11 protein-coding genes and 1 tRNA gene are annotated in these 12,704 nt (G+C 65.6%); 7 read left to right on the top strand and 5 right to left on the bottom strand.

Features of this window, described 5'->3' with window-relative positions; genetic code table 11:
* Positions 1 to 35: 35 nt before the first annotated feature.
* Together HDIA_RS21765 and HDIA_RS21760 are read right to left on the bottom strand one after the other, a co-directional pair.
* Positions 36 to 1,544, bottom strand: a complete 1,509-nt coding sequence (locus tag HDIA_RS21765) for a GGDEF domain-containing protein (protein WP_099558060.1) — start codon at positions 1,542 to 1,544, stop codon at positions 36 to 38.
* 238 nt (positions 1,545 to 1,782) lie between these two features.
* A tRNA-Arg gene (locus tag HDIA_RS21760) sits at positions 1,783 to 1,859 on the bottom strand.
* A 203-nt stretch (positions 1,860 to 2,062) separates the two neighbouring features.
* Here HDIA_RS21760 and HDIA_RS21755 point away from each other — a divergent pair.
* Positions 2,063 to 2,944: a thermonuclease family protein gene (locus HDIA_RS21755; protein WP_099558059.1), complete on the top strand. Its 882-nt coding sequence runs from the start codon at positions 2,063 to 2,065 to the stop codon at positions 2,942 to 2,944.
* Between the two features lie 80 nt (positions 2,945 to 3,024).
* Positions 3,025 to 4,551 carry a M48 family metalloprotease gene (locus tag HDIA_RS21750; protein WP_197708063.1) on the top strand — a complete coding sequence of 509 codons (1,527 nt, stop codon included), beginning with the start codon at positions 3,025 to 3,027 and terminating at the stop codon, positions 4,549 to 4,551.
* 160 nt (positions 4,552 to 4,711) lie between these two features.
* Here HDIA_RS21750 and HDIA_RS21745 read toward each other — a convergent pair whose 3' ends face one another.
* The 3 genes from HDIA_RS21745 to HDIA_RS21735 are packed head-to-tail and all read right to left on the bottom strand — an operon-like array spanning position 4,712 to position 7,817.
* On the bottom strand, positions 4,712 to 6,007 hold the full coding sequence (locus HDIA_RS21745; RefSeq protein WP_099558057.1) for an HlyC/CorC family transporter: 1,296 nt from the start codon (positions 6,005 to 6,007) through the stop codon (positions 4,712 to 4,714).
* On the bottom strand, positions 6,004 to 7,137 hold the full coding sequence (aroB, locus tag HDIA_RS21740) for a 3-dehydroquinate synthase (protein WP_099559083.1): 1,134 nt from the start codon (positions 7,135 to 7,137) through the stop codon (positions 6,004 to 6,006). The genes HDIA_RS21745 and aroB overlap by 4 nt, the downstream gene beginning before the upstream one ends.
* A gap of 35 nt (positions 7,138 to 7,172) precedes the next feature.
* Positions 7,173 to 7,817, bottom strand: a complete 645-nt coding sequence (locus HDIA_RS21735) for a shikimate kinase (protein WP_197708062.1) — start codon at positions 7,815 to 7,817, stop codon at positions 7,173 to 7,175.
* Between the two features lie 136 nt (positions 7,818 to 7,953).
* Here HDIA_RS21735 and HDIA_RS21730 point away from each other — a divergent pair, with 136 nt between their 5' ends.
* The 5 genes from HDIA_RS21730 to HDIA_RS21710 all read left to right on the top strand — a co-directional run bounded on the left by HDIA_RS21730 (position 7,954) and on the right by HDIA_RS21710 (position 12,646).
* Positions 7,954 to 8,199 (top strand): hypothetical protein, encoded by a 246-nt coding sequence (locus tag HDIA_RS21730; RefSeq protein ID WP_099558056.1) that lies wholly within the window; start codon positions 7,954 to 7,956, stop codon positions 8,197 to 8,199.
* Complete coding sequence (locus tag HDIA_RS21725) at positions 8,196 to 9,125, top strand: site-specific tyrosine recombinase XerD (RefSeq protein ID WP_099558055.1); 930 nt, start codon at positions 8,196 to 8,198, stop codon at positions 9,123 to 9,125. Before HDIA_RS21730 ends, HDIA_RS21725 begins: the two co-directional genes overlap by 4 nt.
* A 225-nt stretch (positions 9,126 to 9,350) precedes the next feature.
* On the top strand, positions 9,351 to 10,304 hold the full coding sequence (locus HDIA_RS21720) for an acetyl-CoA carboxylase carboxyltransferase subunit alpha (RefSeq protein ID WP_099558054.1): 954 nt from the start codon (positions 9,351 to 9,353) through the stop codon (positions 10,302 to 10,304).
* 276 nt (positions 10,305 to 10,580) lie between these two features.
* Positions 10,581 to 11,903, top strand: coding sequence for a L,D-transpeptidase family protein (locus HDIA_RS21715; protein WP_099559082.1), 1,323 nt, complete (start codon positions 10,581 to 10,583; stop codon positions 11,901 to 11,903).
* 137 nt (positions 11,904 to 12,040) lie between these two features.
* A complete protein-coding gene (locus HDIA_RS21710) occupies positions 12,041 to 12,646 on the top strand; it encodes a hypothetical protein (RefSeq protein ID WP_099558053.1) in 606 nt (201 codons plus the stop codon).
* Positions 12,647 to 12,704: the final 58 nt, after the last annotated feature.

The following is a 12,704-nucleotide window of genomic DNA, read 5'->3' as shown; positions in this document are numbered from 1 at the left end:
GGCAATGTCGCGATCTCGCGCTGCCTGGCGGTTTGTCATGCTGGCATGGCAATTGTCGCCGATGGCCGCGCGTGGATCGATGTCCGGTCCGCGTCGCGGACGGACTGTTCGGCAAGCGTGCAGCGGCCGCGCCCCGCCCGCTTGGAATCATAGAGCACCTGGTCGGCCGAATTGATGATGTCCTTTGCCGTCCGTCCGTTCCCCGGGAAGATCGAGACGCCGATCGAGGCTCCGATCTGCAGGTCGTTGCTCTCGAAGGGCACTGGAAGGCAGGCGTCGGCGATCAGGCATTCGCCCAGCATCTTCAGATCGCGCGGATCGACGCCGGAGGTGACAAGGGCGACGAACTCGTCGCCACCGGTCCGCGCAACCAGTCCCTTCTCGCCGATCCTCTCGGCGAAACGGCTAGCCGCTGCCACCAGCACGGCATCGCCCGCATTGTGGCCATAGGTGTCGTTGACCGCCTTGAACTTGTCGAGGTCGATGCACATGACCGCAAAGCCGTCGCGCGGATTGCTCTTGATCAGCGAGTCCAGACGCCTGTCGAACTGGGCCCGGTTGGCGAGCCCGGTCAGGGCATCGTGATTTGCCAGGCGGCGGTTCAGTTCCTCGCTGGCGGCGAGTTCGTGCAGGGCGAGCCGATAGCGCCGCAGCATGATGGCGAGCAGCGCGACGATCGCGCAGACCAGCGCCACGCCGAGCGGCAGCACCGCGAGCAGGATCGGCGTGCGCGGATCCGGCTTGTCCCACAACAGTGCAAAGGCCGGCGTGCCGTCATGAGACGCAACTTCAAGGCGGGCTGCGATGTCCGGCGAATCCCCGACCGAGGCGACCCGGAAGCCTCTGAGGCTCAGGCGCTGCGCGGCCGCGTCCAGACCGCCATAGTCGAGCGGCCGGAAGGCGACATTGACCTGCCCGTCACCCTCCATGAAGATGCCGTCATCCGCAAAGGGCACGACGACCTGCGCCAGAATCATGCCGAACTGGCCGTCGACGGTCGCAAAATCGCTGAGCACGTAACGGGCCCGGTCGTTTTGGCGGGCGTTTTTGAGTTCCCAGCCTTTCGGAAGTTGCGGCTTCACTTCCTCGAACCAAGCGCGGGCGCGTTCGGCGGACCCGACCGCAAATTGCGACAGCGGAAGCGACGATGGCTCGGCTGTCTCGTTGCCGTCCTGCATGGCAAATCGGAAGACCCCCGCGCCGTCAACGACCAGAACCTGCCGTATGCCGTAGTCTTCGGTGATCCAGGTCTTCATCTCCTGGATCATGAAGTCCATGTCGGGATCGCGGCGCCGCATCGTGGCAAGTCCGTCCAGCGACGTCGTCGCCTCGTTCATCGTTACTTCGGCGCTGCGACGCTGATTGGCGAGTTCGGTATTCAGGAGTTCGAAATCGTCCTGTAGCGCGAGGCCATTGGCGACAACACTGGCGCGGTCGACAATGAAGAACAGCGTGATGACGAAGGCGATGACCGTCAGGCTGGCCGCGACATAGATGTCCCGCTTCAGCCTTCCCGGATTGGATTTGCTGGTGACGTCGCCCATTCGAGTCCTCCCTGATCCAACGCAGATTAGACAGGGAACTCAAACATCCGGTTGCGGGACGTGGTTAACGCAGAACGATCCGGGCCAGCTTGCGTCCGGCGCCGTCGACGAGCTGTGCAGGAACGTCGGGTGAACGTCCGGCCGTGCGACGAAATAGCGTTCCGTCGCAAACACGTCGCACGCCTGATTTGCTCACCGCGCGTTCTCGCGTAATTTCATCTAAATCTTTGGCGGAAAATGGTGATCCCGACAGGATTCGAACCTGTGACCCCAGGATTAGGAATCCTGTGCTCTATCCTACTGAGCTACGGGACCGCCGATGCACCCTTTAGCAAAAACTTTGGCTGCAGGACAGCCCTTGATGCGGTTGTCCAAGTCTTGCGTGCGGCGCATGGCTTGAAGAGTTCGATGAACTGTTGCTGCACTGCCACAATAGCTTGTGGTAGAAAGTAATCGAAGGTTTGGTTCGATGCTGGGTGCAGCGAAGGGGCGGGGGCCGATCGCCGCGCGAGAGGACCATGGACACCGACAGGCCGCTGCCCGGGGGCGGGCAGCGGATGCGGGTGGACAGGGTAGGGTTCTCCATTTTTCTCGGTTGCGTAGCGTGGGCTCTTTCCGCGGCGGCTTGTCCTGCCGGGGAACGCTTGCCGGACTGCCTTGAGGGGACTGACCTCGAGGCACGGAGCGTCGGCGGCGACGACCGCTTCGCTGTGGCTGCCGTGACCGGAAAAGGCGAGTTGCTGCAGATCGTTCCAGCCGGCGTGATCCTGCCGCCGCATTGGGCTGGCTGGCCCGTGCCGGCAGGGCGCGCGCTTCGGCTGACCGATGTCGGAGAGAAGACGGACCGTTACGGGCGGCTGCCTGCCCAGGTGCACGTCGAGGATGGCGACGGACGGTGGGGTTGGCTGCAGGGCGACCTTCTTGCCGAGGGGCGAGTGCTTGCCGAGGCATCGGACGGACGGTGCGGCGAGGCGTTGCTGGCGGCTGAGGCAAAAGGTCGCGACCGGGGCGTCGGCCTCTGGCAATACGGGGGTGTTGTCAGGGCCACCGACGATCGGCTGCTCGATCATGTTTCCGACTATGTGGTCGTGCGGGGACGGCCTCTGTCGGTCGGAATGAGCGGGCGCCGCATTTATTTGAATTTCGGCCATGATTGGGCCACGGATTTGACGATAACCCTTTCTGAGGACCTTGCGCGACAGTGGATCGACCGGCAGGGCGCCGCAGCGGATCGGGACGATTCGGATTTGCGCGAGGGACTGCAGCAGATGCTGGCCGGCCGATGGATCGAGGCAAGAGGCTGGCTGCAGGAGCGCGGAGGTCCGGCTATCGAGCTTGAGGCCGCGGCGGCCCTGCGTCTTTTGCGTTGCGGGGTGGGAAACACCATATCCTGCCCGTGATGACCAGGTCATCACGGATGTGGCGTCATCGTCCTGCGGGGCTGGCGATCGGGTTGTGCGTACGGGCCGACGGGACGGCCGTGACGAGTGAGCGAAGCGAACGGGTGACAATGCAGGCGTGGAAATCGGTTCGATTTTCTGGACGGTCAAGGGTCGTTGACGGCCTTGCCAAGAGCCTCTGCCTTGCCAGCCTGCTGGTTCTCGGCGGTTGCCTTTCGTCCCTGACCACCAACGAGCCGCTGGCCGTGACGAGCACTGTTCCGGTGCCGAAGGGCCGGCTGGACCCGCGCGACGTGGCGATTGCCGAGCGCGAGCATCCCAAGATCCTCGCCGCTTATGGCGGCACCTATGACGATGCGAAGGCCGTCCAGGCGGTGGCCAGGATCGTCGGCCGCCTTGTCGAGGCGACAGACGAGCCCTGGCGCAGCTACCGGGTCACCATTCTCAATTCCCCGACGGTGAATGCCTTCGCGCTTCCGGGCGGCTATGTCTATGTCACGCGCGGCCTGCTGGCGCTGGCGCTCGACACATCCGAGATCGCGGCCGTGATCGCGCATGAGATGGCCCACGTGACGGCGCGCCACGCCATCGCCCGGCAGGAACGGGTCGAACAGGCCAAGCTTGCCACCCAGGTGGTGCAGGACGTCGTGCATGATCCGGCGGCGGTCAAGCTGGCGCTCGCCTCGACGCAGCTGTCGCTGGCGCGGTTTTCCCAGGTGCAGGAACTGCAGGCGGACGAGATCGGCATCCGCACGCTGGCCAACGCCGGGTATGACCCCTTCGCGGCGGCGCGGTTCTTGAAGACGATGTCGGCCTTCTCGGCCTATCGCTCCGCGGTGCCGAACGAATCCGATTCGACCGATTTTCTGTCGTCCCATCCGTCGACGCCGGAGCGGCTGTCGCAGGCGCTCGAGGTCGCCAAGGTGACCGGGGTCAGCGGCGGCGAACAGGACCGCAGCGCCTATCTCGACCTGATCGACGGCCTTGCCTATGGCGACGACCCGGAAGAGGGCTACGTCCGCGGCCGCGACTTCCTGCATGCCAAGCTCGGGCTGGGCTTCAAGGTGCCGGAGGGCTTTGTGATCGACAACACGGCGACGGCCGTGCTGGCGACCAACGCGGAGGGGACGGCCATCCGTTTCGACGGCGCGGACATCAAGCCCGGCGATACGCTGGTGTCCTACCTGAAATCGGGATGGATCAACGGGTTGCAGGAAAGCTCGATCCATACCTTCTCGGTCGGGGGGCTTCCGGCCGCGAGCGCCACGGCCTCGACGCGCGGCTATGCCTATCACATCGCGATCATCCGCTTTGGCGACGGCACCTATCGCTTCCTTTTCGCGACGCGGTCGCCGGGCCCCGCCTTCGACCGCCAGTTCGTCGAGACGATCGAGAGCTTCCATGCCCTGACGGCCGAGGACAAGGCGCGGCTGCGCCCGCTGACGCTGCACACGGTCACCGTCCGGCCGGGCGATACGGTCGAGGGCTATGCCCGCCGGATGACCTTCCTGACGCGGCCCGACCAACTCTTCCGGATTATGAACGGGCTGGCCGGCACTGCGGAGCCGGCGGTCGGCACCAAGGTGAAGATCATTACCGATCGCTAGAGACGTTCCGCCGTTTTCCATGCGCGGAGATGCTTGAAGCTGTCGTCCTCAACTCGGATGGAAACCGGTCGTCGCCCTTGCCTTCGCGAGGGCACGCTTTTCGCGCATCTGGCTGACACCAGGGGCTTGCCGGAGGCGGATGCATCCGGCGTTCGGCTTGTCAGGCCCTTGCCCCGCCCCGCAGCTTTTCGACCGGCGTGATGCGGATCGAGGTGATCCGGTTGCGGGTCTTGCGCAGCACCTGGAAACGGAAACCGTAGAAGGTGAAGGTCTGCCCGGGTTCGGGAATGAGACGCGCCTCGTGGATGACGAGGCCGGCGATGGTGGTCGCCTCCTCGTCCGGCAGGCGCCAGTCCATCACGCGGTTGAGGTCGCGGATCGGCACCGAGCCGTCGACGTTGACGGACCCGTCGGGCAGGGGGCGCACACCTTGGATGACGATGTCCTGCTCGTCGGCGATCTCTCCGACGATTTCCTCCAGGATATCCTCAAGGGTCACGAGACCCTGAACCTCGCCATATTCGTCGACGACGAGAGCAAGGTGGGTCTTGCGCTTCAGGAAGGCCTTCAACTGATCGTCGACGCTGGTCGTGTCGGGCACGTACCAGGGATCGGAGGCGATCGCCATCAGGTCGATCTTGTCGAAGTCGCCGCCGGCGCGGTCGAGCGCGCGCAGGAGATCCTTGGCGTGGAGGATGCCGACGATGTTGTCCGGCTCGTCGCGCCAGATCGGCATGCGGGTAAAGGGGCTGGCAAGCACCGCCGAGACGACCTGCGCCGGCGGATCGTCAGCGTTGAGCGAGCGCATCTTGGTGCGGTGGACCATGATGTCGGAGACTTCCAACTCGCGCAGGTCGAGGACGCCGCCCATCATGTCGCGGTCCGACTTGACCACGCCGCCTTCCATATGGAGCAGGTCCACCGCGCCGCGCAGTTCCTCATGCGCGGAGAGCACCGCCACGCCGGCATCGATCTTCAGCCCGAAGAGCGAGAGGATGCCGCGCACGATCCACTGGACAAGGGCGGCAAGCGGCCCCAGCAGGGCAACGATCAGCCGGATCGGGCGGGAAACGGTGAGCGCGAAGCGATCCGGATTGCCGATGGCCCATGTCTTCGGCAGCACTTCGGAGAAGATGATGACGAGCGTCGTCATGACGACGGTCGCCACCGCTACGCCGGCCTGGCCGAAGAGCTTCAAGAGCGCGCTGGTGGCCAGTGCGGAGGCGAGAATGTTGACGATGTTGTTGCCGATCAGCATGGCGCCGATCATGCGCTCGCGGTTGCCGATCAGGCGGGCGACGATGCTGGCCCGCTGGTCGCCGCCCCTTTCGAGGGCGTGGATGCGCGCGCGCGAGGTGGCCGTGAGTGCCGTTTCGCTGCCCGAGAAGAAGGCGGACATCAGAAGCAGCACGAAGACGATGGCGACGGTTGTTGCCAGAGCCGCGTCAATGATCATGTGCGGGCTCCGGCAGCCTTGGCCTCTGCCAGGAAATCGCGAACGGCGTCCGGAACGACATCCTTGGCGATGAAGGCCTTGCCGATGCCATGGGTCAGGATGAAGGTGAGGCTGCCGCGCGAGACCTTCTTGTCTTGCGAGATCAGCGTCATCAGGCCATCGGCATCGGGCAGGTCGCCCGGGATCTCGGCCAGTGTCGTCGGCAGGCCGACACCGGCGAAATGCGCGCGGACCCGGTCGGCATCGTCCTTGCTGGCGAGATTCATGCGCACCGAGAAGTCGTGGGCGAGCACCATGCCGATGCTGATCGCCTCGCCGTGGACAAGGCGGTCGCCGTAGCCGGTCGCGGCCTCCAGCGCATGGCCGAAGGTGTGGCCGAGGTTGAGCAGGGCCCGCTCGCCGCTCTCGCGCTCGTCGCGGGCGACGATGGCGGCCTTCGAACGGCAGGAGGTGGCGATCGCGTGGGTGCGGGCCGGACCGCCGGCGAAGACGTCCCGCCAGTTTTCTTCCAGCCAGACGAAGAAATCGGCGTCGTTGATGAGCCCGTATTTGACGACTTCGGCATAGCCGGCGCGGAAGTGGCGCTCGGATAGGGTGTCGAGCACGCCAGTATCGGCGAGCACCAGGTCGGGCTGGTGGAAGACGCCGACGAGGTTCTTGCCGTGGGAGACGTTGATGCCGGTCTTGCCGCCGACGGACGAATCCACCTGCGCCAGCAGGGAGGTCGGGATCTGGACGAAATGCATGCCGCGCCGGACGACGCCGGCGACGAAGCCGGCAAGGTCGCCGACGACACCGCCGCCAAGGGCAACGATCGCGTCGCCGCGCTCGAAGCGGCCGGCAATCACCGCGTCGACCACCTGCTCGAAGGTGGCGAAATTCTTCGATCCTTCGCCGGGGCTGACGACGATGGCCGAGCAGTCGATGCCCGCCTCGGCAAGGCTGCTTTCAAGCGTTTCCAGATGATGGCGGCCGACGGTGGAATCGGTCACGATCGCCGCGCGGCAGCCCGGAATGCGCCTGGCGATCAGCGCACCGGCTTCGCCCAGCACGCCCCGGCCGATGAGAATGTCATAGGACCGCTCGCCAAGCGCGACGGGAACGCGGACCGTATCGGCTGGCTCCGCCATATCGGACGCGGAGGTAACGGGGGTGCCGGAAGCGGTCATGGGGCTTTTCCCTCGGCGACTGGCGCCGTTTGCTGCTGGTGCTGGAGATGGTCTGCGAGCGCACTGATCAGGTCGTTGACGACGACGTCGTGCGGCGCGTCGCGGGAGAGGACGGTAATGTCCGCAAGGCCGTAGACGGGATAGCGTTCCTCGACGAGCCGCCTCAGCGTTCCCTCGGGGTCCGGGTTCTGAAGGAGGGGACGGGTCGGGCGTTTCTTGACGCGTTCGAAGAGGACGGCGACGTCGGCCTTCAGCCAGACGGAAATGCCGGTCGCGGCGATCGCCTCGCGGGTTTCCCCGTTCATGAAGGCGCCGCCGCCGGTGGCCAGAACCTGGGGGCCATCCTTCAGGAGGCGGGCGATGACCTTGCGCTCGCCGGTGCGGAAATACTCCTCGCCGTGCTCGGCGAAGATTTCCGGGATGGTCTGGTTGGCGGCTTCCTCGATCGCATGATCGGCATCGACGAAGCCGAGACCGAGCCGGGCGGCCAGCCGCTTGCCGACGCTGCTCTTGCCGGCCCCCATCATGCCGATGAGCACGATCGAACGCTCCCCGAGCCGCGCCCGAATGACGGCGGCGGGATCGGTCTTCGCGTCCTCAATGTCTCCGTCCGTCGGGGCGGAGGTCATCTGATCGATCATGAGCCCTGGTCCGAAAGCGCAGTATGCCGATCCTTTCGACACACGTCGTCGCTAGTCTTCCTAAAGAGGAGCCGTGCACCTTGCAAGACGGCGGCATAGCGTCAAAAGTCGATGCCCTGTCGAATCGGACCCCATCATGCCGACGCTGACACGTTTTCTCTTGCGCGCCGGCCTCGCCGTGGCCCTTGTCCTCGTCGCCATGGCGGCGCTGGCAACGCTCGTCCGCCCGCATGTCCGCAGGACCGTCGAGCCGATCGATCCCGCCCGCATCGAGGCGGGGCTCGGCAAGGCACGCGAGGAGGCCCGGCGGGCCGCGGCCGCCAAGGCTGCCCTTTCCGGCGAGGAACAGGACGACGACCTGACGGACGACTGGAAACCATGAGCGAGCGGCATCTCGTCGAGGCGTTCCTCGAAATGCAGAGCGTGGAGCGCGGGGCGGCGGAGAATACGCTCGCCGCCTACCAGCGCGATCTCGACGCCTATCTTGAGTGTCTCTCTGGTCACGGAGCTTCGGCGGTCACCGCGTCGCGCAGTGACGTGGAGGCCTTCATGGCAGACCTCGCCGCGCAAGGGATGGCGCCGTCGACGCAAGCGCGCCGGCTCTCGGCGGTGCGCCAGTTCCACAAGTTCCTCTACGCGGAAGGACGGCGCAACGACGATCCGACGGCAACCGTGGCACGGCCGCGCAAGCGTCAGCCGTTGCCGAAGGTGCTGTCCGAGGATGAGGTCGGCCGGCTTCTCGATACGGTTCGCGCCCGTGCCTTCGCGCCGCATGAACGGCCGCTGGAAGGCCTCAGGGCGATGCGGCTTCATGTGCTTCTGGAACTCGTCTATGCGACGGGCATGCGCGTTTCCGAGCTCGTTTCGCTGCGTTCCGCGGCCATCCGGCGCGATGCGCGGGTCATGACGGTGCGCGGCAAGGGCGACAAGGAGCGCATCGTTCCCGTCGGCGGACGGGCCCGCGAGGCGGTGGAGGCCTGGCGTTCTGCCCTTGCCGCGAGCGGCCGGCAGCAGGGCACACCGTGGCTGTTTCCTGCCTTTTCGGAGAGCGGCCATGTCACCCGGCAGTCCTTTGCCCGGGATCTCAAGGATGCGGCGGCCTCGGTCGGCATCCGGCCGGAGCTGATCTCGCCCCATGTCCTGCGCCATGCGTTCGCCAGCCATCTGCTCGCCAATGGCGCGGACCTGCGTGTCGTGCAGGCGCTGCTGGGACACGCCGACATTTCGACGACGCAGATCTACACCCATGTCCTCGACGAACGGCTGAGGCAGCTTGTCGAGACGCATCATCCGCTTGCCGGCCGCTAGCGGCCGGAGCCGGGCCGGCTGGGGAAATCCTTGACACTCCGGGGGACTGCGGTCAGTGTGCCGCCGAATTCGGCAGGCGTTCGCGGACCGGGCCACGTGCCGGTGCCGATGGTTCGCCGCATCCGCCGAAAAGGATCACATTCATGGCCGGCAGCAGGATGCCGTGGGACCTTGCGCAATGCGCCGGTGCCATGCTGCTTCTCCCGGTCATCGGTTGGACATGGAATGCGAAGCTATCTGGAATTCGAAAAGCCCGTCGCCGAGCTTGAAAGCAAGATCGAGGAACTCAGGACCCTGTCGGAATCCGGCGAAGCCGTCGAGATTGCCGAAGACGTGTCCAAGCTCGAGGCCAAGGCGACCCAGGCACTCAACGATATCTACGCCAAGCTCACGCCCTGGCAGAAGACGCAGGTCTGCCGCCACCCGGACCGCCCGCACGCCTCCCATTACATCGCCGGGCTGATCGAGGACTGGACGCCGCTCGCCGGCGACAGGTCGTTCGGCGAGGATCAGGCGATCCTGGCCGGGCTCGGCCGCTTTCGCGGGCGCTCCGTCGCCATCCTCGGCCAGGAAAAGGGGCACGACACCCAGTCGCGCATCCGGCACAACTTCGGCATGGCGCGCCCCGAGGGCTACCGCAAGGCGATCCGCCTCATGAAGCTTGCCGACCGCTTCGGCCTGCCGGTTCTCTCCTTCGTCGATACGGCCGGCGCCTATCCGGGCATCGGCGCGGAAGAGCGCGGCCAGGCGGAGGCGATTGCCCGCTCGACGCAGGCCTGCCTTCAGCTGTCCGTTCCCAATGTCGCCCTTGTCATCGGCGAGGGCGGTTCGGGCGGCGCCATCGCGATTGCGACGGCGAGCCGGGTCCTGATGCTGGAGCATGCGATCTATTCGGTGATCTCGCCGGAAGGCGCGGCCTCGATCCTGTGGAAGGATTCGGCGCGGGCGCAGGATGCGGCGACGAACATGAAGATCACGGCGCAGGATCTCCTGAAGCTCGGCGTCATCGACGAGATCGTCAAGGAGCCGATGGGCGGCGCCCATCGCGACGGCGAGGCGACAATCAGGGCCTCCGGCGACCATATCGAATCGATGCTGGCGGTCTTCGAAGACATGCCTTCCGAAGAAATACGGAAGGCGCGACGCGAAAAATTTCTGGCCATCGGCCGCTCTTTGTGAAAAATGGCGGCTAAGGGACAGAATTGCTGCTTCATTGTGCCTTCTAGACAAGGACAGTTCTTGGCGCCGCCGAGGTTTGATGCTCCGGCAGGTCAGGTATGAAGCTGCGTTCACGGTTTCGTGCGTGTTGGCCGGGGTAAACGCTTTGGTAAGCATGTCAGGGAATGCTTGGCATCTGGGCTGGGTGCCAAGAGTCCCGCTGCCGTCTTGGGGCGCGGCGGCTTGGTGCGGTATTCGGAACTGGACAACCGTCTGAAGGATTTGATTGGTCGCCTCATGCAGATCAGCCAGCGCTTCCAAAATTCCCGCGGGTGGCTCGTGCGCGTCGTCGCCGTCGCCAGCGTGTCGGCCCTTCTCGCCGCCTGCCAGGCCGATGAACTGGGCTACGGTCCCAAACATACGCGCTCCGTGTCGCGCGAAACGCGCGAGGAGATGACGAAGCTCCACATGGCGTCCAGCGCGCCGATCCTGATGCGCATCTTCAAGGAAGAGAGCAAGTTCGAGGTCTGGAAGAAGGATGACACGGGCAAATACGCCCTGCTCAAGACCTTCGAGATCTGCAAGTGGTCCGGCAAGCTCGGGCCGAAGCAGAAGGAGGGCGACCGTCAGGCGCCGGAGGGCTATTACACCATCACGCCCGCGCTGATGAACCCGAATTCCAGCTACTATCTCTCCTTCAATACCGGCTATCCCAACGCCTATGACCGCTCCTACGGTCGCACGGGCAGCAACCTGATGGTCCACGGCGCCTGTTCGTCGGCCGGCTGCTATGCCATGACCGACGAGCAGATCCAGGAGATCTATGCGCTCGCCCGCGATGCCTTCCGCGGCGGCCAGAGATCCTTCCAGCTCCAGGCCTATCCCTTCCGGATGACGCCGGAGAACCTTGCCCGGCATCTCGACGACCCGAACATGCCTTTCTGGAAGATGCTGAAGGTCGGCTACGATCACTTCGAGCTGACGCGCCAGGAGCCGAAGGTCGACGTCTGCGGACGGAAATACGTCTTCGACGCCACGCCGGTCGACGATGCGCGCCTCAGCCCGGTCCAGGCCTGCCCCGAACTGACCGTGCCGCAGACGCTGCAGATGGCGGTTGCCGCCAAGCAGGCCAAGGACGACGCGGAGACGATGGTCATCGCGGCGCGGCTGGACGAGCAGCGCAAGCGCGACGAAGAGCATCAGCGCATGCTGGCCGAGCAGCGCATCATGCTGGCGCAGAAGGAAGCCGAGCGCGAGCAGCGCCTCGCCAACCGCAAGCCGATCTTCGAGACCCTCTTCGGCGATGGCGGCACCGAGACGGCGACAGCCCTGATCCAGAACCCGGTCACCGGACCTGACGGTTCTCCGCTGCCGACGCCTTCGCCGGATGCGAAGGTTGACGTCGCCAGCAGCGAGGCCGCTCCGGCGCAGGCACAGGCACAGGCACAGGCAACGCCAGACGCCGCCGTGAGCGAACCGGCCACAACCGCATCCGTGGCACCCGCCGGTCAGCCTGCCGCGCAGGCCGATCCCGCACAGCCGACACAGATGGCCTCGGCGCCGACGCAGTCGTCCCCGAGCTATCGGGACAGGCTGGTGAAGCTGATTTCCTGGTTCTGAGGCCACTCGGGCAGGGCGTTGCGTTCGGGGCTGGCACTTCGGGCGGGCGGCCCTTCGTTGGCGCGTGACCTGTTGTCTGCTAGGATCGCGATCATCCGCCCTTGAGCGGTTCACGGCCAGGAAGGGACAAGAAGCCCATGGCCACGATCTCGATCCCGATTTGCGCCTATATCCTGACGCTCTATCCGGAGGCGACCGCCGCGGCTGGAGCCGGGTCGCCCGCGCCGGCCGGTGGCGCCAGCCTGCGGCCGCTCGCGCTCGGCCTTGCCACGCCCTCCTTCTGGACGGAGGAGGAGATCAACCGGGCCTTCACGGAAGCCAACCGGATCTGGCTGCGGGAGGCCGACATCCAGTTCTCGCCGGTCAATATCTCGCGGCGCGACGAGGTCGTTCCGGCGGACGCGCGCGCCATGTGGATCAGGTTCGTCAACCGGCTTTCCCCGCGCGGTCAGGGAATCGGTGTCGGCTTCGTCTATGACCTTCCCGCTGCCGAGGGCGGCTGGGGCGGCGGACGCATCGTGGTTCTCTCCGGCGAGAAGGTCCGCGAGGGAATTGCGGGATTTGCCGGCAATCTGCTTGCCCACGAACTGGGGCACGTGCTCATCGACGATCCCAATCATGCGCTGGCCGGCGACGACCACAGCAACCTGATGCATCACAGCCGCAACCCGAGGGTCGCCAATGCCGGCCTGCTCAATGCGACGCAGGTCGAGCGTGCCCGGGCCACGGCGGCGACTTTCTGATCCAGCAACATTTCGTCAATCGATTCCACGGCTTGACCGGGGCGGTTCGGCGTCCGGG

This window comes from Hartmannibacter diazotrophicus (assembly GCF_900231165.1).
In the GTDB taxonomy this organism is placed as follows: Bacteria; Pseudomonadota; Alphaproteobacteria; order Rhizobiales; family Pleomorphomonadaceae; genus Hartmannibacter; species Hartmannibacter diazotrophicus.
This window is presented reverse-complemented; position numbering and strand designations above follow the sequence as displayed.